This is a genomic window from Conexibacter sp. CPCC 206217 (assembly GCF_030646165.1).
Classification (GTDB): domain Bacteria; phylum Actinomycetota; class Thermoleophilia; order Solirubrobacterales; family Solirubrobacteraceae; genus Conexibacter.
Window position 1 is genome coordinate 408,563 of record NZ_JAUTDO010000006.1, and the last position, 20,679, is coordinate 429,241.

Below are 20,679 nucleotides of genomic sequence, written 5' to 3' on the forward strand. Positions count from 1 at the left end.
ACCAGGAGGCTCAGGCATGAGAATCGCCGTCGAGGTCAACGGGACGGTGCACGTCGCCGACGTCGAGCCGCGGATGCTGCTGTCGGACTTCCTGCGACACGAGCTGGGGCTGACGGGGACGCACGTCGGCTGCGAGCACGGCGTCTGCGGGGCTTGCACGATCCAGGTCGACGGCGCGCCGACGCGCGCCTGCCTGATGTTCGCCGTCCAGGCCGCGGGTCGCTCGATCCGCACCGTCGAGGCGCTCGCCGACGCGGACGGCACGCTCAATCCACTCCAACGAGCGTTCCACGAGCACCACGCGCTGCAGTGCGGCTTCTGCACGGCAGGCTTCCTGATGACGCTGGAGCCGTTCGTCCGCGACCACCCGGACGCGAGCGAGCACGAGATCCGCGCGGAGGTGGCCGGCAACCTCTGCCGCTGCACCGGCTACGAGGGCATCGTCGCGGCCGTCAGACAGGCCGCCGCCGAGCGCGTCGCCGACCTCAGCTCCGTCGTCGATCCGGCGTAAAACGCCGAGGAGCGGTCGTTTACTGGTCTCACAGACCAGTAAACGACCGCTCCTCGGGCGGGCGCGCGCTCGGGCGAGCGCCGCGCCCGGTTCATGGCTAGATGAGCGACGACGCGCCGGGGTCGGCGACGTGGCCGTTGCCCGTTCCATTCGACGCGCTGGTGGGGATCCGCGGGTAGGCCAGGCCGGCCTCGTGGTCGAGGATCGTGTTGCGGTCCGATGTCACCTCTCGTTCCATCGGCAGGGCGCCGCCGGTGGTGTACATCGGGCGCCCGGCGACGAGCAGGTCCTCGGCCGGGAAGCGCGTGATGACCTCGCAGCCGGTCGCGGTCACGACCAGCTCCTCCTCGATCCGCGCGGCCGACCAGCCGTCGGTCGACGGCCAGAAGGTCTCCAGCGCGAAGACCATGCCCTCCTGGATCACCTCGGGGTGGTCGAGCGAGACGAGACGGCTGAAGACCGGCTTCTCCCAGATCGTCAGGCCGATGCCGTGGCCGAACTGCAGCGCGAACGCGTCCTCCTCGTTGGCGAAGCCGAACTCCTGCGCCTTCGGCCAGACGGATGCGACGTCGGCGGTCGTGGCGCCCGGTCTGATCAGCGCGATCGCGGCGTCGAGCAGGTAACGACAGCGCTTGTAGGCGTCGATCAGCGCACGCGAGGCGCCGCCGACCGCGAACGTGCGGTAGTAGCACGTGCGGTAGCCGTTGTAGCTGTGCAGGATGTCGAAGTAGGCGGGGTCGCCGGGGCGCATCGCGCGGTCGGAGAAGACGTGCGGGTGCGGGTTGCAGCGCTCGCCGGAGATCGCGTTGACGCCCTCGACGAACTCCGAGCCGGCCTCGTAGAGGACCTTGTTGGCGAGCGCGACGGCGTCGCTCTCGCGGAAACCCGGGCGCATCGCCTGATAGAGATGGTCGTAGGCCATGTCGACCATCGAGCAGGCCTGGTTCAGCAGCAGGATCTCGTCCTGCGTCTTGATCATGCGCGCCTCCTGCATGACCTGCTGACCGTCGACGACCTGCACACCGGCCTTCTGCAGCGCGAACAGCACCTCCGGCTCGACCGCGTCGATGCCGACGGGCTCGCCCAGCAGGTCGTGCTCGGCCAGTTCGGCGCGGATCTTCTCGGCGACGGCCTCGGCGCGGCCGGACTGGGGCGACATCGCCCCGCGCATCGTCGAGATGCCAGCGCGCGAGCGGCCTTCACCGAGCCACGGGTTGTGCAGCTGGTGATGACGGGCGGCCGAGCCGAAGTCCCACATGACCGGCTTCTCGTTGCGCGGCAGCAGGCAGAAACGCGCCAGCTTGTCCTGCGCCCACGTGCCGATGTGCGTCGCGGTGATGTACCGGACGTTGTTCATGTCGAAGCACAGCAGCGCACCGAGCGACGACTCGTCGAGGATCTTTCTGACGCGTGCGAGACGCTCGTCGCGGAGTCGGTCGAAGCGGATCCGCTCCTCCCAGTCGACGCCTTGCACGCCATAGCTGTGGATGCTCATGCCGAGGCTCTCCCATTGGTTGCAAACGATTGCACACCCTACCACGGACGGCTTCATACCGGGCGAATACTGACGCGATCTTGACGAGAGCGAACGGGCCTGTGTAGCCTGTTGCAAACGTTTGCAGAAACATCGGAGATAGGAAGGTGTCCATGGCATCTGTCGATAGCTCGCTGAGGCTCGGTTGGGCTGGCGCGGGCCGGATGGGGTCGGCGCTGATCACGCGGCTGCTCAACGCGGGATACGACGTGACCGTCTACAACCGCACGCGCTCTAAGGCCGAGCCGCTGGCGGCGCTGGGCGCGACGCTCGTCGACACGCCTGCCGAGCTGGGCTCCTGCGACGTCGTCTTCACGATGGTCGCCGGGACGAGAGACATCATGGAGGTCGTGCTCGGCCCGCAGGGGATCCTCTCCGGCGAGCGCAAGCCGAGCCTGATCGTCGACAGCACGACGGTCTCGCCGGCCGCCGGCGAGGCAGTTCGCGCCGGGGCCGCCGAGTTGGGCGTCGGGATGCTGGCGGCGCCGGTCTCCGGCAACCCGAAGGTCGTCGAGACCGGCAACCTGACGGTCTGCGTCTCCGGGCCCGAGGATGCGTGGGAGCAGGCGAAGCCGATGCTGGAGATCTTCGGCAAGGGCGTCACGTACGTCGGCGAGGGCGAGCGCGCCCGCCTCGTGAAGGTCTGCCACAACCTGATGCTCGGCGTCGTCTCGCAGTGCCTGGCCGAGATCACGGTGCTGGCCGAGAAGGGCGGCGTCTCGCGCGCCGACTTCCTCGACTTCCTCAACGACAGCGTCATGGGCTCGGTTTTCACGCGCTACAAGACGCCGGCGTACGTGAACCTCGATTACACGCCGACGTTCACCCCGGCGCTGCTGCTGAAGGACTTCCACCTCGGCTTCGAGGCCGCCCAGTCGCTCGGCGTCCCGATGCCGGTCGCCGCGACGACCCAGGAGGTCGTCCAGCAGCTGATCGGCCACGGCTACACCGACGTCGACTTCGCCGCCCTCCTGACCCTCCAGGCCCGCACCTCCGGCTACGAGATCGAGTCCGAGGGCGCCGACGTCACCGACGGCCTCGAGCCCCCGGTGCCGGTCGCGGCAAGCTGAATCAGTCGTACTGACATATGAACTGACCGAGGGCCGCGACGAACGTCGCGGCCCTTTCGTCGTCGGCCCAGAGGACCGAAGGATCACTACCGCTCAGCGACAGCAATCCTTCGGTCCTCTGGGTTTCGGGCTCGGGCGGCGGCCTCAGAGCATGAACGCCAGCGGCTGTTCGAGCAGGTCGCGCAGGCGGGCGAGGAAGCGGGCGCCGTCGGCTCCGTAGATGATGCGGTGGTCGCAGGCGAGCGTGAGGGTCACCATCGGGCGGGCGACGACGTCGTCGTCGGGGCCGACCACGACCGCGCGCTTGGCGAGCGAGCCGACGGCGAGGATCGCGGCCTGCGGCTCGTTCACGACGGCGGTGAAGCTGTCGATGTCGAACATGCCGAGGTTGGAGACCGTGAACGTGCCGCCGTCCAGCTCGGCAGGGCTGATCTTGCCCTCGCGGACCTTCCCCGCCAGCGCGCGGGTCGTGCGCGCGATCTCGCCGAGCGAGGCGCGGTCGGCGTCGTAGACCGTCGGCACCAGCAGCGCGCCCTCGGTCGCGACCGCGACGCCGACGTTGACGCGGCCGTGGTTGACGAACGCGCCGTCCTCGAAGCCGCCGTTCACGAGCGGGTGCTCGCGCAGCGCCAGCGCCGACGCCTTCACGACGATGTCGTTGTACGACGGCAGCGGATCGGCACCGAGCGTGCGCAACTGCTCGCGCAGCTCGATGCAGGCGCTCATGTCGACGTCGACGCGCAGCTCGAACTCCGGCACGTTCGTGCGCGACTCGACCATCCGCCGCGCGATCGTCGCCTGCGTGCGCGTGAGCGGCTGCGGTGCGCCGGTGTCGCGGGCGTCGTCACGGGAGACGGGGGAGGGCGTCGCAGGTGCAGCGGTGGGGGCGGGGGCCTCGATCTGCTCGGTTGCCGCGCGCTCCACATCCGCTCGCACGACTCGCCCTGACGGACCGGTCCCGACGAGCCCCGCCAGGTCGATGCCGAGATCGGCGGCGACACGACGGGCGAGGGGAGAGGCCGCGACGCGACCGTCGCCGACGATCGGGGCCGCTGCGGCGAGTGCGGCGGGCGCCACGACTCCGTTGCCCGCCGCGCTCGCGGCTGTCGCAGGTGGCGTGCCTGCGGCCGCAGCCGCCAACGGCGTCGGCTCACCCGCGCCGGACGCGGAGACGGACGCAGCAGCCGCTTCCGCCGCCTCACCCGCCACCCCGACGATCGCGATCGTCTCGCCGAGCGCCGCGACGCTGCCGGCGGCGGCGACGATGCGCAGCAGGACGCCGTCGGCGTCGGCCTCGTGCGTCACCGTCGCCTTGTCGGTCTCGATCTCCACGAGCGGCTGGCCCTTGCTGACCTGCTCGCCCTCGGCGACGAGCCACTCCACGACGGTGGCCTCCTCCATCGCGTCCGACAGGCGCGGCATCAAGATCTCGACCGACATGCAGTCCGTCCTCCTCGGGTGGGGCGTCCGGGCGGCTCATCCGCACGAACTCCACGGTGGCCCGGTTGCAGAGATGCAAACGATTGCGATATGGTTTCTACCACACCGCAGTGGCCTGTTGCCACCTGTGGCGCAATCGTTTGTGCACACCCGGGAGGAGTCACTCGTGGCGAAGGCCAACACTGCCGCGGCGCCGGACGCGGTCCGTCCGTACCTCGCGTCGTATGGACGGATGCAGCTGATCCGTCTGTTCGAGGAGGAGATGCACCGCCTCTATCTGAGAGGCGATCTGCACGGCACGACCCACCTGACGATCGGGCAGGAGGCGATCCCGACCGGGATCTGCCAGGCGCTGCGTCCCGACGACTACATCGCCGGCACCTACCGCGGTCACGGTCACGCGCTCGCCAAGGGCAGCGAGACCGAGGGCATGGTCGCCGAGATGATCGGCCGCGTCACCGGCACCTGCGGCGGCCGCTCCGGCTCGATGAACGTGATCGACAAGGAGAAGGGCGTCGTCGGCTGCTACGGCATCGTCGGCGGCTCGATCGCCGCCGCCACCGGCGCCGCGCTCAGCGGCAAGCAGCAGGACCGTGTCGCGGTCGCCTTCTTCGGCGACGGCGCGACCAATCAGGCGTACTTCTTCGAGTGCATGAACTTCGCCAAGATCCTCAACCTGCCGTTGGTCCTCGTCTGCGAGAACAACTGGTACGGCGAGTGGACGCCGCTGGAGAAGTCGACCGCCGGCGCCGACATCGCCAAGCGCGCCGAGCCGTTCGGGATCCCGAACGCGAAGGTCGACGGTAACGACCTCTACGCCGTCGTCGAGGCCGCCAGGGAAGCCGTCGACCGCGCCCGCTCCGGCGGCGGGCCGACGTTGTTGGAGTGCCAGACCTACCGCCACTTCGGCCACTCGAAGTCCGACCCGGCGAAGTACCGCCCCGAGGGCGAGCTGGAAAAGTGGAGAGAGCGCGACCCGCTGATCGTCGCGCGCCAGCGGCTGCTCGACGAGGGCGTCTCCGAGCAGGAGCTCGACGCCGTCGAGGCCGCCACCCGCGCGGAGCTGGAGCAGGCCGTCGCGGCCGCGCTCGCCGCGCCGTACCCCGATCCCGCCATCGAGCTCACGGAGTTCGCACCCGCATGACCAGACCGCTCGAGTTCCGCACCGCGATCCGCGACGCCATCGCGGAGGAGATGGAGCGCGACGACTCCGTCATCCTGTTCGGCGAGGACGTCGTCCCCGGCGGCGTCTTCAACGTCACGCCCGGCCTGCACGAGCGCTTCGGCGACGCGCGCGTCTTCGACACCCCGATCTCCGAGCTGGCGATGTCCGGCGCCGCCTACGGCGCGGCCGTCACGGGCCTGCGCCCGATCGTCGAGATCATGTACGGCGACTTCATGGCGCTGCCGATGGACTCGCTCGTCAACCAGGCCGCGAAGTACTGGTTCATCTCCAACGAGCAGGGCACCGTCCCGCTCGTCGTGCGCAGCGCCGTCGGCGCCGGCGGCCGCTTCGGCGCGATCCACTCGCAGAACCACGGCCCGTGGTTTCAGAGCGTGCCGGGCATCAAGATCGCGATGCCGTCCTCGCCCGCCGAGGCGAAGGGGCTGATGAAGGCCGCGATCCGCGACCCCAACCCGGTCATCTTCCTGGAGCACAAGCGGCTCTACTCGATCAAGGGCGACGCGCCCGCCGACGGCGAGGTCATCGAGCTCGGCAAGGCCGGGATCCCGCGCGGCGGCGACGACCTCACGATCGTCTCGATCGGCAAGGGCGTGCAGGATGCGCTTGCCGCCGCCGAGACGCTGGCGCAAGCCGGCGTCAGCGTCGAGGTCGTCGACCTGCGCACGCTGCGCCCGCTCGACGTCGACACCGTGCTGCAGTCGGTCGCCAAGACGCACCGCCTGCTGGCGGTCGACGAGGGACCGCGCACGGGCGGCTGGGCGACCGGCCTGCTGGGCGCGATCGCCGAGGCCGGCCTGCACGAGCTGGACGACGTCTGGGTCGTCGCGCCCGGCGAGGTCGCGGTGCCGTACAGCCCACCGCTGGAGGACAACCTGCTGCCGAGCGCGAGCACGATCGTCGAATCGGTCCACCAGCGTCTCGGCGCGGGCGTGGCGTAACGATGGCCGCGACGACGATCCACCCCGACAAGGACGCGCTGCTGCAGCGCGTCCCGACCGGCCTCTACATCGCCGGCGAGTGGCGCGCGGCGACCGGCGGCAGGACGCTCGGCGTCGAGGATCCGGCGACCGGCGAGACGCTCGCCGAGATCGCCGACGCGACGCCTGAGGACGCGGTCGCGGCGCTCGACGCCGCCTGCGCCGTGCAGGAGCAGTGGGCGCAGCACCCGCCGCGTGAGCGCGGCGAGATCCTGCGGCGCGCGTTCGAGGAGCTGATCGACCGCTCCGAGGAGCTGTCGCTGCTGATGACGCTGGAGATGGGCAAGCCGCTCTCCGAAGCGCGCGGCGAGATCGCCTACGCCGCCGAGTACTTCCGCTGGTTCAGCGAGGAGGCGGTGCGGATCGACGGCCGTTACGCGACCGCGCCCGACGGCAGATCGAGACTGCTCGTGATGAAGCAGCCGGTCGGCCCGTGCCTGCTGATCACGCCGTGGAACTTCCCGATGGCGATGGGTACGCGCAAGATCGGCCCGGCGATCGCGGCCGGCTGCACGATGGTGATGAAGCCGGCGAAGCAGACGCCGCTGTCGACGTTCGCGCTCGCCGACATCCTCGAGCGCGCCGGCCTGCCGGCGGGCGTGCTGAACGTGATCGCGAGCAGCAGCGCGTCGAGCATCATCACGCCGCTGATCACCGACGCGCGCATGCGCAAGGTCTCCTTCACCGGCTCGACCGAGATCGGCCGCCTGCTCGTCAAGCAGGGGGCGGAGCAGCTGCTGCGCTCGTCGATGGAGCTGGGCGGCAACGCTCCGTTCGTCGTCTTCGAGGACGCCGACCTCGACAAGGCCGTCGAGGGCGCGATGCTGGCGAAGATGCGCAACGGCGGCGAGGCCTGCACCGCGGCAAACCGCTTCTTCGTGCACGACAGCGTCGCGGACGAATTCACCAAGCGGCTTGCCGAGCGGATGGGTGACCTCAAGGTCGGCCACGGCGCCGCCGACGGGACGCAGGTCGGCCCGCTGATCGACGGCACCGAGCGCGCGAAGGTCGCCGCGCTCGTCGACGACGCGCGAGAGCGCGGCGCCGAGGTGCTGACGGGCGGCGCGCCGGTCGACGGTCCCGGCTACTTCTACGCCCCGACGGTGCTGAGGTCGGTCCCGCTCGGCGCGCGTGTGCTGGAGGAGGAGATCTTCGGCCCGGTCGCGCCGGTGCAGACGTTCACCGACGAGGACGACGTCGTGGCGCGTGCGAACGCAACGGAGTACGGTCTCGTCGCGTATGTGTTCACGCGCGATCTCGACCGTGCACTGCGCGTCGGTGCACACCTGGAGACCGGCATGCTCGGCATCAACCAGGGCATCGTCTCCAACCCCGCGGCGCCGTTCGGCGGCGTCAAGCACTCCGGCTTCGGCCGCGAGGGCGGGCGCGAGGGGATCGACGAGTACCTCGCGACGAAGTACTTCGCGATCGCGAACGGTTAGCTAGCGGGCAGGTCCGGATGGGCGCGCTTGGCAAGGGCGCGGCGTGGTCACCCCTGCGCCATCGTGCCTTCCGGATCGTCTGGCTGACGTTCCTGGCCGTCCAGATCGCGAACTGGGCGGAGACGGTCGGCGCCGTCGAGGTGATCTCCGAGCAGTCGTCCTCGACGCTGCTGCTGGCGCTCGTGCAGACCGCCTCGACGCTGCCGGCGGTGCTGTTCGCGCTGCCGGCCGGCGTCGCCGCCGACATGGTCGACCGCCGCCGCCTCGTGATCGTCCTGATCGCGCTGACGGCGTTCGCGATGGCGGTGCTGAGCGGGCTCGTCGCGGGCGACATGGCGTCGCCGGCGGTGGTGCTGGGCCTGACGTTCGCGATGGGCGCGACGATCGCGATCGCGATCCCGACCTTCGCCGCGCTGATCCAGGACCTCGTGCCGCGCGCCGACATCGCCAACGCGGTCGCGCTGAACGGGATCTCGATCAACCTCGCGCGCGTCGTCGGCCCGGCGCTCGCGGGCGGGATCCTGGCGCTGGTCGGCGCGGGCGTGCTGTTCGCGCTGCTGGCGGCGGCGCTGAGCGCGATGGCGATCACGCTGCTGACGGCGCCGCGCTCGACGACCCCGCCGCCCGGCAAGGGCGAGCGGATCGGCGACGCGCTGAAGGTCGGGCTGCGCTTCGCGCGCTCCTCGCGCGAGCTGCAGGTCTGCCTCGTGCGTGGCTTCCTGTTCGTGCTGCCCGCGAGCGCGATGTGGGCGGTGCTGCCGGCCGTCGCGGTCGACAGCCTGCACCTCGACGCGGCCGCGTTCGGCGGGATCCTCGGTGCGCTCGGCGTCGGCGCGGTGCTCGGCGCGCAGGTGCTGCCGCACGTGCGCGCCCGCTTCGGGCTGGAGCCGCTGATCCTCTGCGGCAGCGTCTACGCCGCCGTCAACCTGCTCGTGCTCGGGCTCGTGCACGTGACCGCGATCGTGGTCGTCTCGCTCGTGCTGACGGGCGTCGCCTGGATGGCCGTCGTCTCGTCGCTGCAGACGGCGGCGCAGCTGGCGGCGCGCACGAGAGTGCGCGGGCGGGCGCTGTCGATCTACCAGCTCGTCTTCCAGGGCGGGATGTCGGGCGGCAGCGCGATCTGGGGCGTCGTGGCGCAGATGGCGGGGTTGCGCCCCGCGCTGCTGGTCGCGGCCTGCGGCCTGCTCGCGACGCTGCTGGCGCGCCACCGCTGGCCGCTGGCGCACGCGGCCGAGGTGATCACGGTCGGCCGCGCGGCGCCGGCCGGGGACGCGGCCGCGAAGTGACGCTGCTGGAGGCGATCGCGGTGCTGCTGGCCGGGGTCGCGGCGGGGACGGTCAACGCCGTCGTCGGCAGCGGCACGCTCGTGACGTTCCCGGTCCTGCTGGCGGTCGGCTTCGCGCCGGTGACGGCGAACGTCTCGAACACGGTCGGGCTCGTGCCGGGGTCGCTGTCGGCCGTCTGGGGCTATCGCAAGGAGCTCGCCGGCCAGCGCAGGCGGATGGTCCGCTACGGGCTCGCGTCGCTGCTGGGCGGGTCGATCGGCGCGGCGCTGCTGTTCGCGCTGCCGGAGTCGGCGTTCGAGGCGATCGTGCCGGTGATGATCGCGATAGCGCTGCTGCTGGTGATCTTCCAGCCGCGGATCGCGCGCTGGCTGGCCGCGCGCAGGCCTGCGCACGCTTCGCCCGACGGCGGCACGGGATCGGCCGTGCTGACGGTCGGTTCGGGCGTCTACGGCGGCTACTTCGGCGCGGGGCAGGGGATCCTGCTGATCGCGATCCTCGGGCTCACGCTCGACGACGAGCTGCACCGCGTCGTGGCGCTGAAGAACGTCTGCGCGGGGCTCGTCAACCTGATCGCCGGGATCGTCTTCATCCTGGTCGCGGACGTCGACTGGCGGGTGGTCGCGTTGATCGCCGTCGGCTCGACGGCGGGCGGTCTGCTGGGCGCGCGGATCGGCCGCCGCCTGCCGGCGCCAGCTTTGCGCGTCGTGATCGTGCTGGTGGGGATCGCGGCTATGCTGCAACTGCTGACGTGAGGCGCTGTTCAGACCCCTTTCCGGGGAGACTGCGGCGCCCGTCGGCGCGGTCGCGAGGAGTGTCTTTATGAGCCGTTCGCTTGACTGCGCTCCCTCGCTCCCTGTATAAGTGCAAACGATTGTGGCGGCGCTCGACCGGAGCACTGCAAACGATTGCTTAGGAGAGAGTGGAGCCATTCGATGCTCAAACGAGCTGTGGCAGAAGAGCTGACGGGTGATGCGGTCGATGGCGCCCGCGACGACATGACCGACGCACCGTTGATCGCGGCGCATCACGTGACCGCGAGCTACGACAACAAGCGCGCGGGTACGCGCCTGACGGCGTTGCGCGACGTCTCGCTGGAGATCAGAAGGGGCGAGTTCATCGCGATCGTCGGACCGTCCGGCTGTGGCAAGACGACGTTCATCAACATGATCGCCGGCTTCGTCAAGCCGATGGAGGGCGAGGTGCTCGTCCGCGGCCTGCCGGTCAAGGGGCCCGGCTCCGACCGCGCGATGGTGTTCCAGGACTACGCGCTGCTGCCGTGGCGCACGGTCGAGCGCAACGTCATGTTCGCGCTGGAGAACCACCGCGGCGGTGACAAGGAGCACAACAAGCGCCGCGTCGCGGAGACGATCGGGCTGGTCGGCCTGACCGGCTTCGAGAACTCGTATCCGTACGAGCTGTCGGGCGGCATGCGCCAGCGCGTCGGGATCGCTCGCGCACTCGCGTGCGATCCCGAGATCCTGCTGATGGACGAGCCGTTCGGCGCCGTCGACGCGATGACGCGCGAGGCGATGCAGGCCGAGCTGGAGGCGATCATCGGCAAGACCGGGCAGACCGTCGTCTTCATCACGCACTCGATCGACGAGGCGATCACGCTTGCCGATCGCGTCGTCGTCGTGTCGAGTCGTCCGGGCAGGATCCGCGAGGTGATCGACGTCGACCTCCCGCGCTCGCGGTTCGAGGACGAGGTCAAGCTGATGCCCCGCTTCTCGGAGCTGCGTGAGCATCTCTGGAACCTGTTCAGAGCCGAGGCGCTCGGCGCCAAGAGCGAGGAGGCCGCCTGATGCCCGCCACGACCGCGATCCCCAGATCGCAGCAGAGCGCGATCGAGAGAATCGAGATCTCGCTCGGCACGCGCATCATGCGCTACAAGACGGTCTACATCACGATCGTCAACCTCGCGTGCTTCTTCGTCCTGTGGCAGCTGATCGCCAAGGCCGAGATCGTCAACCCGCTGTTCCTGCCGTCGGCGACCGAGACCTTCGACGCGCTCTGGACCGGCTTCAGCGACGGGGTCATCTGGCCGGAGCTGAAGCACTCGCTCATCAACTTCCTCGTCGGCATGGCGATATCGATCGCCATCGGCGTGCCCGTCGGCCTGCTGATGGGCGTCAGCAGAGTCGTCGACACCGTCCTCAGCCCCTACGTGTGGGCGATGACGGCGCTGCCGCGCGTCGCCCTGATCCCCCTGCTGCTGCTGATCCTCGGCTTCGGCAACACGATGCAGCTCGTGATCATCGTGCTGTCGGCCGTCTTCCCGATCATCATCAACTGCATGGCCGGCGTGAAGACCGTCGAGCCGTCGCTGCTGCGCGCCGGTCGCACCTTCGGCGCAAGTCAGCCGCAGATGTACCTCAAGATCATCCTGCCGTTCACGCTGCCCTTCGTCATCTCCGGCATCAACCAGGGCATCGCCCGCGGCCTCGTCGGCATGCTCATCGGTGAGCTGCTCGGCGGCGGCGGCGAGGGCCTCGGCTACCTGCTGGACAGATCGGCGGATCAGTTCAATTCGGGGCTGCTGTACGGCACGCTGCTGCTGCTCGCAGTGATGTCCGTCGGGCTGGTGCAGTTCATGCGCTGGCTCGAACGTCGCGTCGCGCCCTGGCGTGAAGTCGCCCGGTGAAGTACGTCGTTCCATCGTTTCAACCGAAGGAATGGGAGAGAGAATGCTGAAGACCTGGAAGGCGCTCGTCGCTGCCCTCCTGCTGCCGTTGATGGCCGTCGCGCTGATCGCGTGCGGGAGCAGCTCCGACGACGATTCGTCGTCGGCATCGACCGCGGCGGACACCACCGCTGCCGCCGAGACGCCCGCTGCGAGAGCTGACGGCATCGACGTCGCGAAGGTGAAGAAGGACCTCACCGTCGGCGTCGACAACCCGTACTACCTTTTCCACGAAGACATAATCATCGCCCAGGAGAAGGGTTACTTCAGAGAGTACGGAATCGACAACGTCAGAATCGTCGAGACCGAGAACCCGCTGCCCCCGCTGATCGGCGGCTCGCTGGACTTCATGCTCTACGACACGGACACGACGATGGCGGCCGCGGCCAAGTCCGGCACGACGCTGCCGTATCTGGCGGTCTACCTCGGCGGCGAGGCGAACATCCTCGGCGTCGGCAAGGACATCAAGACCCCCGAGGACCTCAAGGGCAAGACGATCACGGGCGGTCAGTTCGACTCCCGCAACGACTTCCTGATCAGACAGCTGCTGAGAGAGAACGGCATCGACCCGGACAAGGACGTCAAGATCGTCTCCACCGGCGGCCAGTCCAACGAGCGCCTGCAGGCGGTCATCGCCGGCACGGTCGACGGCGCCAGCCTCCAGCTGCGTCACCGCAAGCTGCTCGAGGACGAGGGCGGCCAGTTCCTGTTCGAGAGAACCGACAGAGTCCCGCAGGTCGGCTGGTCCGCCTCGCCGGACATGGCGAAGGATCCCGACACGATGGCCGCGTTCCTCGCCGCGACGCTGAGAGCGCGCCAGTTCATCACCGACCAGGCGAACAAGGACGAGGTCCTCTCGATCATCAGAGACAAGGGCTTCGACCTGCCGGCCGACTACATCGCGGCGTACCCGGACGAGAACAACACCGAGTACCACGTCGTCGACGGCGGCTTCGACCCGGCCGACATGGACAGATTCGTCGATCAGCAGATCGAGCTCAGAATCATCCCGGCGGGTACGGACTGGCGCGACATGGTCGACCTCGAGCCGCTCTGGACCGCCCAGAGAGAGCTCGGCATCCCGCTCAACCCGGACCCCGCGAGCGTGAGATGACACACGGGACGGCGAGTGCCCGTGGCCTGAAGCTGCTTGCCCACCATGACCTCGGCGGCTGCGGCGACGGGATGCAGGTCCAGCGCGAAGGCGATGCGCTCTATGTCGGTCACACGGGCACCAGCCGGGCCGGCACGTCGATTCTCGACGTGTCGGACCCGGGCCGTCCCAGGCTGGTGACGCAGTGGCCAGCTCCCTCGAACGCCCACGCCCACAAGGTGCAGGTGGCCGACGGGCTGCTGCTGACCAACCACGAGTCGTACCCGATGGGCCGCCCGCCGCAGGAGCCGTTCCGCGGCGGGCTGGCGATCTACAGCCTCGACGACCCGTTCGACCCTCAGCAGATCGGCTTCTGGGACGCGGGCGGGCGCGGGGTGCACCGGATCGTCTGGACGGGCGGCCGCTACGCCCACATGTCCGCGCGACCGGACGGCTTCAACGACCGCATCTGGGTCGTCGTCGACCTGATCGACCCGGCCAATCCGGTCGAGGCCGCGCGCTGGTGGTGGCCCGGGCAGAACGTCGGCGCCGGCGAGCAGCCGACGTGGCCGGAGGGCGAGCGCTACGCGGCGCATCACGCGCTGCTGGACGGCGACCTCGCCTACCTCGGCTACGACGACGCCAACATGGTCGTGCTCGACGTCTCCGACATGACGCAGCCCAGGCAGGTCGAGCACGTCGTCTGGGGCGGCGGCTCGACCCATACCTGCATGCCGCTGCCGGGCCGCAGACTCGTCGTCGTCACCGACGAGCAGCAGACCGACGGCCCGCACGCGCCGCAGCGCGACATCCACCTGATCGACGTCGCGCAGCGGGGCGCCGCGAGGGTGCTCGGCACGCTCCCGCGCCCCGACGCGTCGTTCGACGCACAGCCGATGCGCTTCGGTCCGCACAACTTCCACGAGAACCGCGTCGGCTCCTACCGCAGCGAGCGGCTCGTGTTCGCGACCTGGTTCAACGCCGGCGTGCGCGTCTACGACCTCGCCGACCCGGCGAACCCGGTCGAGGTGGCGCACTGGGTCTCCGACCCGCCCGAGGGCCAGGCCGCCCCGGCGAGCAACGACCTGTGGGTCGATCATCAGGGACTGATCTGGGTGACCGACCGCCACAGCGGCGGGCTCTGCGTGCTGGAGCCCGACGACGAGCTGGCCGCACTGATGCGCGCAGCCGCGCTGCCGGCGTAGCCCGACCCGACGACAACTCGAGAGGAGGTGGTCGACGATGCCCGACGCACGCGTCCAGGCCGCGATCGACAACTGGGGTCCCCGTTTCATCACGAACGGGGTCGACTACAACGTGTTCGTGCGCACGACGCGCGGACTCGAGCACTGGGAGGACTGGCTCGACGCCTGGTCCGGCGCCGCCGAGGTCCACCTCGAGATCGCCGCGCAGGCCGAGGCCGCCGGCCACGCGCTGACCGCCGGCGAGGCGTACGTCTCGGCCGCGACCTGCTTTCACTTCGCGAAGTTCGTGTGGGTCGTCGACGCCGAGAAGAACCGTGCCACGACGCGCCGCGCGATCGACGCGCTCGCGCGCGCCCACCGGCTGCTGGACCCGACCGCCGAGCGCTTGGAGGTCCCGTTCGAGGGCACGACGCTGGCCGCCAACCTGCGCCACCCCACCGGCGTGCAGCGCGCGCCGCTCGTCGTGCTGATCCCGGGCCTGGACTCGACCAAGGAGGAGTTCTTCGGCTGGGAGAACGTCTTTCTGCAGCGCGGCATCGCGACGCTCTCGTTCGACGGGCCGGGCCAGGGGGAGAGCGGGTTCGAGCTGCCGATCCGCCACGACTACGACGTCCCCGTCGGCGCGCTGCTGGACCACGTCGCCGACCGCACCGACCTCGACCACGACCGCATCGGCGCCGTCGGCGTCTCGATGGGCGGCTACTACGCGCCGCGCGCGGCCGCGTTCGAGAAGCGCATCAAGGCGGTCGCCGGCATCAGCGGCCCGTACACGATGGGCTCCAACTGGGACGACCTGCCGAACGTCACGCGCGAGACGCTGATGCACCACACGCACGCGGCGGACCACGACGAGGCGCGCGAGCGGACGCTGAAGCTCGACCTGACCGGCGTCGCGGAGCTGATCGACCAGCCGTCGCTGATCCTCACCGGCAAGCTCGACCGGCTCATACCGTGGGAGCAGACGAAGCGGATCGCCGACGAGGCGCAGGACTCGACCTGGGTCCTGTTCGACGACGGCACCCACGTCTGCAACAACGTGCCGTACAAGTACCGCAACCTCGTCGGCGACTGGACGCAGGAGCAGCTGGGCCGATGACGTTCCCCGGGGTGGCGATCGTCGGGACCGGCAGATGGGGCGAGCGGATCGCCGCGGCGGCGCAGCGCGCCGGCATGCCGCTGGTCACCTGCTTCAGTCGCGACGAGGCGCGGCGCGCGGCGTTCGCGGAGCGCTTCGGCTGCGCGCCCGCCCCGTCGCTGGAGGCGGCGCTGGAGCATCCGGAGGTGCGCGGCGTGCTGTTGGTCTCGCCCAACGACGTGCACGAGGAGCAGACGCTGCTGTGCGCGCAGCGCGGCCTGCACGTGTTCGTCGAGAAGCCGATCGCCGACACCGTCGCGGCCGGCGAGCGGATGCGCGACGCCTGCTTGGCGGCCGGCGTGACGCTGATGGTCGGGCATTCGTTCCGGCGCTTGGGCGCGGCGCGGCGCGTCGGCGAGCTGATCGCGGAGGGCGCGCTCGGGCAGGTCGTGCTGGCGGAGGCGAACCTGTCGCTGCCGGGCGCCTTCCCGCCCAGCGCCTGGCGCGCGCACCGCGCCCGCAACCCGGGCGGGCCGCTGATGCAGCTCGGCATCCACCACGTCGACACGCTCGCCTCGTGGCTCGGCGCGCCGGTCGGCTCCAGCGGCGCTTTCAAGCACCTCGCAGCGAACGCCGACATCGACGACGTCGGCGTCGTGACGGTCGAGTACGCGGGCGGCGCGCTCGCGTCCGTGACGGGCTCGTACGTCTCGCCGAAGACGTTCTCGCTGCGCCTGTTCGGGACCGAGGCCGTGCTCGACTACCACGCCGACTTCTCGATCTGGCCCGACGCCGAGCTGATGGACGCGGTCACGACGCTGACGCTCGGCGGCGCGCCGGTCGAGTTCGCCGAGCGCGACATGCTCGCCGACGAGCTGACCGAGTTCGCCCGTTGCATCGCGGACGGCGTCGCGCCGGAGACCGATGCCGAGGTCGGCATCGCCGCGCTGCGAACGATCCGCGAGGCGGTCGATTCCGCGGCCTGCGGCCTTGAATCGATTGGAAGAACTCGCCCAGGGGCTCCTTCTTCCATCCAGGAGATCAACCGATGACCGATGACCTCTACCCGCGCTTCTCCGACGCGGAGATCGAGGCGCGCCGCGACGCGCTGACGGACGTGATGCGCGCGCAGGGGATCGACCACGTGCTCGTCTACGGTGCCAACCGCTTCGGCTCCGCGGTGCCGTGGCTGACGCGCTGGCCGGTCACGCGCGAGGCGCTCGTCGTCTTCACGCCCGGCGCGCGCGACCTGCTGCTGGTCGACTTCTACAACCACGTCCCGAACGCGCGCCGGATCGCGACGGCGGCGACGGTGGAGGGCGCGGCGCCGTCCGGGATCGCGCGCGCGGTCGACGAGCTGCGCCGGCGCGGTGCGGCCGGCAAGCGGATCGGCGTGATCGGGCCGCTCGGGTTCCGCGCGTGCGGACGGCTCGCAGAGCTGGCCGGGGAGGTCGTCGACCTCGGCGGCGCGTACACGAAGCTGCGGCTGCGCAAGTCGGCCGAGGAGCTGGAGTGGATCCGGCGCGGCTGCGCGCTGACCGACCTCGCCGTCGAGGCGCTGGCAGATGGCGCGCGGCCGGGCGTCGACGAGCTGCAGCTCGGCAACATGGTCGAGCGCGCGTACGTCGGCGAGGGCGGCACGACCCACATCCACTACTTCGCCGCGACCTCGATGGATTCGCCGGAGATGGGCGTTCCGGCGCAGTGGCCGACGACGCGCGTGCTGCAGGCCGGCGACGCGCTGACGTGCGAGATCAGCGCCTCGTGGTGGGACCATCCCGGCCAGGTGCTGCGCACGTTCGCCGTCGGCGCCGAGCCGAGCGCGCAGTTCGCCGAGCTGCACGCGGTCGCGGACGCGGCGTTCGACGCGGTCGTCGCGATTCTGAGACCGGGCACGACCGCGGCCGACGTCGTCGCCGCCGCGCGCGTCATCGAGGACGCCGGCTACACGACGCGCGACGACCTGATGCACGGCTTCGTCGGCGGCTACCTGCCGCCGGTGCTCGGCAGCGACAGCCGTCAGCTGGAGCCGATACCGGACTTCACGTTCGAGGCCGGCATGACGGTCGTCGTCCAGCCGAACGTCTGCACGCTCGACGAGCGCGCGGGCGTGCAGACCGGCGAGCTGCTGCACATCACCGGCGACGGCGTGGAGCGGCTGCACGCCGTCGAGCGCGGGCTGGTGCGGGTCGGTTAGCGCAGGAGCTGCTCCCCCAGGAACGCGATCACGCGGTCGGCGGTCGCGACCGTGACGGCGTCGGGGAAGTAGCCGCCGGCCTCGCGGCGGGGGCCGAACTGGTACGCGTGGTCGGGGTGGTCGAAGCTCGTCCACTCGACCCGCTTGCCGGCGCGCTGCAGCAGCTCGAACGCCTTGCGGAAGACGCCCTGCAGGTGGTCGTCGTCACGGCCGATCACGAGGATCGGCAGGTCGTCGGGGATCCGCGCGATCCGCTCCAGCGCGCGCTCGAGGTCGATCTCCTCGTCGCCGACCTCGCGGCGGTACTGCAGCTCCGCCTCGATCCGCGCGTCCGGGTACTTCAGCCCGAGCAGCTCGATCACGGCGGGCTCGGTCGGCACGAGCGCCGCGGGCGTCGCGCCGAGCGCGGAGGTCGCCCCGGCGGCAGGCCCGCCGCCGAGCGCGGAGGTCGCCTTCAGCTGGATCTCGCCGCCGTGGCTGACGCCGAAGAACGCGACCCGCTGCGGGTCGATGTCCGGCAGCTCGACGACGCGGCGGAAGATCGCGACGACGTCGTCATGGTCGAGCGTGTGGTGGGTCTCGGGCCGCCCGTACGCGCCCTCGTCCTCGCAGCGCCCCTCGGCGACGGCGATCGCGAAGCCGGCCTCGACGAGCCGGTCGAGCAGGTAGGACTGCTCGTTGAGCTGGTCGCTCAGATACGGCAATCCGAGCCCGCCGGAGCCGGGGTGCAGGCAGATCACGGTCGGATGCGGCCCCTCGCCGGCGGGGCGCTTGAACAGAAACGGGACATACAGCCCGTCGTCGGTGAAGACCAGCTGCAGCTCCGCGCCGGTCGCCGCATGCGGCACGCTCGCGTCGAGCGGCCCGCGCACCGGCTCGCCGGGATGATGGACGTAACCGGCTCGCGGCGCGACGTTCGACGTGCTCAAGATCTGCTCCTCTGCAATCGTTTGCCAAACCCTACGGCGGCGCGGCGCCGGGGTCAACGGCGGTGGTCTCGGTCGAGCACCGACACCTTCGGCACCGCAGCGGTTCGGAACGTGCCGGTGCTCGGGTGAGCGGTGCTAACGAGCGGGCGCGGTGGAGGCGCGGACGATCAGGCGGGTGGGGAGGAGGACGCGGGGCGGGGCGTCGGCGTCGGCGGTGTCCGCGCGGCCCGCGGGCGCCGCGCCGCCGCTTGCGTCCGCGCCGCCGCCCCCGTCGATCCGCTCCAGCAGCAACCGCGCGGCCGCGGCGCCAATCTCGTCCTGCGGGATCGCAACCGTCGTGAGCGGCGGGTCGACGCGATCGACCAGCGGCATGTCGTTGTGCCCCGTGACCGACACGTCCTCGGGGCATCGCACCCCTGCCCGCCGCAGCGCCGCGATCACGCCCAAGGCGATCATGTCGTTACCGGCGACGATCGCGGTGAACGCGCGCCCCGGCAGCCGCTCCGCCGCCCGCTCCCCCGCAGCGGTCGTGAACGCATCCCCATGGACCACGAGCGATTCGACAAGCGGGAGCGAGGCGGAGACCAACGCGGCTCGGAACGCCTCCAGACGGGTCATCGTCGTTGACAGGTCCAACGGCCCGGTCACGTGCGCGATCCGCTGGTGGCCGAGCGCGACGAGGTGGGCGACCGCGGCGGCGGTGCCGGCGGCGTCGTCGGCGGCGACGAAGGGGAGGCCGCCGCCGTCGATCTCGCGGGTCACCAGGACCGCGGGCAGTTCGGCGCCGAGCAGGTCGCTGACGGTCGGGCTGGTGCGGGCGGCGGTGGCGACGATCAGGCCCTCGCAGCGGCGCGCGCGCAGCTCGGCGACGTGGACCGCCTCGCGCTCGGGGTCGTTGTCGGTGTCGGCCAGGAGGCAGGCGAGCCCCGCGCTCCACAGCACGCGCTCGATGCCGCGCACGATCGGGGGCAGGACGGGGTTCGCGAGGTCCGGCACGACGACGCCGACGACGCCGGAGCGGCGCGTGCGCAGGCTGCGCGCGGTCGGGTCGGGCACGTAGCCCAGTTCGCGCGCCGCCGCACGCACGCGCTCGGCCGTCGCGGCGGTGACGCGACCCGGCAGCGCGGGGTTCAAGGCGCGCGAGGCGGTTGCCTGATGCACGCCCGCGCGCGTGGCGACGTCACGAAGGGTCGGTCGCCGCGGCATCAGCGGATCGTAGGGGCTACGCCTTCGCCCAGTACTCCTCCGATGCCTTGCTCGCCGCCAGTCTCTCGGCGTCCTCGAAGCCGGGGGCCATCGAGGCGCGGGTGCCGGGCATCACCTGGTGGTGGTCGATGTTGAGCAGGCGCAGCCAGCTCTGCTGGCCCAGCGTCAGGCCGATCATGCAACCCAGCTCGACCAGTTCGGGCTCGCTGAACTGCCCGTGCAGGCGCTCCCAGAAGGCGTCGTCGGTGTCGAGTCTCCAGGCGATCGCCTCGGCGTAGGCGAGCGCGGCCTTCTCGCGCGCGTCGAAGCGGTCGGAGCTCTCGAAGTTCAGCAGCTCGTCGTACTTGCCCTCGACGAGGCCGGCGGCGGCGCCCTGCTCCGAACGCTGGTTGCCGCAGTACTCGCACTTGACCGTTCTGGAGATGTAGACGCGCGCCAGCTCCTTGACCGAGTGGTCCAGGACGCCGTCGCGGAAGAGGTCGCGCCAGCTGTCGGCGAAGGACCAGAACGCCGCCGGGACGTGCGCGCGGATCGCGGAGCTCTCCGGTCGCGGCGTGCCCTCGCGCGCGCAGCGCTCCATCTCGGCCTGCATCTCGGCGGTCATGTCGTCGTACGGGACGTAGCTGATCCGTTGCGTGCCCATGCTCTCTCCTGATGCGCGGGTGGGTGCTGTGCGGTTGGCGACGCGCTGGTGGCAATCGATTGCCACGTGCGTGGCGCGAGGCTAGTGCGCGCCGGTCGCCGCGTCAAGGCCCGTAGCGCACCGTCACCAGCGACTCAATGCAGATGACGAGGCGCGCGGTCTCGACGGCGGCCGGGTGGCGAGCGCCACGCGCGACCTGCTCATC

The 20,679-nt window shown here is 70.7% G+C and carries 19 protein-coding genes; 14 read left to right on the forward strand and 5 right to left on the reverse strand.

Annotated elements, in window-relative coordinates; genetic code table 11:
- Positions 1–16 precede the first annotated feature (16 nt).
- Complete coding sequence (locus Q7L65_RS18850; RefSeq protein WP_304723475.1) at positions 17–511, forward strand: (2Fe-2S)-binding protein; 495 nt, start codon at positions 17–19, stop codon at positions 509–511.
- A gap of 97 nt (positions 512–608) precedes the next feature.
- Here Q7L65_RS18850 and Q7L65_RS18855 read toward each other — a convergent pair whose 3' ends face one another.
- Positions 609–2,006 (reverse strand): Xaa-Pro peptidase family protein, encoded by a 1,398-nt coding sequence (locus tag Q7L65_RS18855; RefSeq protein WP_304723476.1) that lies wholly within the window; start codon positions 2,004–2,006, stop codon positions 609–611.
- A gap of 152 nt (positions 2,007–2,158) precedes the next feature.
- Between Q7L65_RS18855 and Q7L65_RS18860 the strand changes: the two genes are divergently transcribed.
- Positions 2,159–3,115: an NAD(P)-dependent oxidoreductase gene (locus tag Q7L65_RS18860; RefSeq protein ID WP_304723477.1), complete on the forward strand. Its 957-nt coding sequence runs from the start codon at positions 2,159–2,161 to the stop codon at positions 3,113–3,115.
- Positions 3,116–3,259: 144 nt separating this feature from the next.
- Here the strand turns inward: Q7L65_RS18860 and Q7L65_RS18865 are convergent, their stop codons facing one another.
- A complete protein-coding gene (locus Q7L65_RS18865; RefSeq protein ID WP_304723480.1) occupies positions 3,260–4,555 on the reverse strand; it encodes a dihydrolipoamide acetyltransferase family protein in 1,296 nt (431 codons plus the stop codon).
- 166 nt (positions 4,556–4,721) lie between these two features.
- On the opposite strand from Q7L65_RS18865, the gene Q7L65_RS18870 reads away from it, so the two are divergent.
- The 12 genes from Q7L65_RS18870 (at position 4,722) to Q7L65_RS18925 (ending at position 17,696) form a co-directional block, all read left to right on the forward strand.
- On the forward strand, positions 4,722–5,699 hold the full coding sequence (locus Q7L65_RS18870; protein ID WP_304723481.1) for a thiamine pyrophosphate-dependent dehydrogenase E1 component subunit alpha: 978 nt from the start codon (positions 4,722–4,724) through the stop codon (positions 5,697–5,699).
- On the forward strand, positions 5,696–6,679 hold the full coding sequence (locus tag Q7L65_RS18875; protein WP_304723483.1) for an alpha-ketoacid dehydrogenase subunit beta: 984 nt from the start codon (positions 5,696–5,698) through the stop codon (positions 6,677–6,679). The genes Q7L65_RS18870 and Q7L65_RS18875 overlap by 4 nt, the downstream gene beginning before the upstream one ends.
- 2 nt (positions 6,680–6,681) lie before the next feature.
- The gene (locus Q7L65_RS18880) at positions 6,682–8,160 is read left to right on the forward strand and encodes an NAD-dependent succinate-semialdehyde dehydrogenase (protein WP_304723485.1); all 1,479 of its coding nucleotides are present in this window, start codon (positions 6,682–6,684) and stop codon (positions 8,158–8,160) included.
- 17 nt (positions 8,161–8,177) lie between these two features.
- Positions 8,178–9,446, forward strand: a complete 1,269-nt coding sequence (locus Q7L65_RS18885; RefSeq protein ID WP_304723486.1) for an MFS transporter — start codon at positions 8,178–8,180, stop codon at positions 9,444–9,446.
- The gene (locus Q7L65_RS18890) at positions 9,443–10,198 is read left to right on the forward strand and encodes a sulfite exporter TauE/SafE family protein (protein ID WP_304723488.1); all 756 of its coding nucleotides are present in this window, start codon (positions 9,443–9,445) and stop codon (positions 10,196–10,198) included. The genes Q7L65_RS18885 and Q7L65_RS18890 overlap by 4 nt, the downstream gene beginning before the upstream one ends.
- Before the next feature lie 180 nt (positions 10,199–10,378).
- On the forward strand, positions 10,379–11,248 hold the full coding sequence (locus Q7L65_RS18895) for an ABC transporter ATP-binding protein (protein WP_304723490.1): 870 nt from the start codon (positions 10,379–10,381) through the stop codon (positions 11,246–11,248).
- The gene (locus tag Q7L65_RS18900) at positions 11,248–12,087 is read left to right on the forward strand and encodes an ABC transporter permease (protein ID WP_304723492.1); all 840 of its coding nucleotides are present in this window, start codon (positions 11,248–11,250) and stop codon (positions 12,085–12,087) included. Before Q7L65_RS18895 ends, Q7L65_RS18900 begins: the two co-directional genes overlap by 1 nt.
- A gap of 43 nt (positions 12,088–12,130) precedes the next feature.
- Positions 12,131–13,240, forward strand: a complete 1,110-nt coding sequence (locus Q7L65_RS18905) for an ABC transporter substrate-binding protein (RefSeq protein ID WP_304723494.1) — start codon at positions 12,131–12,133, stop codon at positions 13,238–13,240.
- A complete protein-coding gene (locus tag Q7L65_RS18910) occupies positions 13,237–14,424 on the forward strand; it encodes an LVIVD repeat-containing protein (protein WP_304723495.1) in 1,188 nt (395 codons plus the stop codon). The genes Q7L65_RS18905 and Q7L65_RS18910 overlap by 4 nt, the downstream gene beginning before the upstream one ends.
- A gap of 37 nt (positions 14,425–14,461) precedes the next feature.
- On the forward strand, positions 14,462–15,520 hold the full coding sequence (locus Q7L65_RS18915) for a S9 family peptidase (RefSeq protein WP_304723497.1): 1,059 nt from the start codon (positions 14,462–14,464) through the stop codon (positions 15,518–15,520).
- Positions 15,517–16,551 carry a Gfo/Idh/MocA family protein gene (locus tag Q7L65_RS18920; protein ID WP_304723498.1) on the forward strand — a complete coding sequence of 345 codons (1,035 nt, stop codon included), beginning with the start codon at positions 15,517–15,519 and terminating at the stop codon, positions 16,549–16,551. Before Q7L65_RS18915 ends, Q7L65_RS18920 begins: the two co-directional genes overlap by 4 nt.
- Positions 16,548–17,696 carry a M24 family metallopeptidase gene (locus tag Q7L65_RS18925; RefSeq protein ID WP_304723499.1) on the forward strand — a complete coding sequence of 383 codons (1,149 nt, stop codon included), beginning with the start codon at positions 16,548–16,550 and terminating at the stop codon, positions 17,694–17,696. The genes Q7L65_RS18920 and Q7L65_RS18925 overlap by 4 nt, the downstream gene beginning before the upstream one ends.
- On the opposite strand, the gene Q7L65_RS18930 is transcribed toward Q7L65_RS18925, so the two are convergent.
- The 3 genes from Q7L65_RS18930 to Q7L65_RS18940 form a co-directional block, all read right to left on the reverse strand.
- Positions 17,693–18,625, reverse strand: coding sequence for a S9 family peptidase (locus Q7L65_RS18930; RefSeq protein WP_304723500.1), 933 nt, complete (start codon positions 18,623–18,625; stop codon positions 17,693–17,695). The two genes, Q7L65_RS18925 and Q7L65_RS18930, sit on opposite strands and share 4 nt — an antisense overlap.
- 135 nt (positions 18,626–18,760) lie before the next feature.
- A complete protein-coding gene (locus Q7L65_RS18935) occupies positions 18,761–19,831 on the reverse strand; it encodes a LacI family DNA-binding transcriptional regulator (RefSeq protein WP_304723501.1) in 1,071 nt (356 codons plus the stop codon).
- Positions 19,832–19,847: 16 nt separating this feature from the next.
- On the reverse strand, positions 19,848–20,474 hold the full coding sequence (locus Q7L65_RS18940; RefSeq protein WP_304723502.1) for a carboxymuconolactone decarboxylase family protein: 627 nt from the start codon (positions 20,472–20,474) through the stop codon (positions 19,848–19,850).
- Positions 20,475–20,679: the final 205 nt, after the last annotated feature.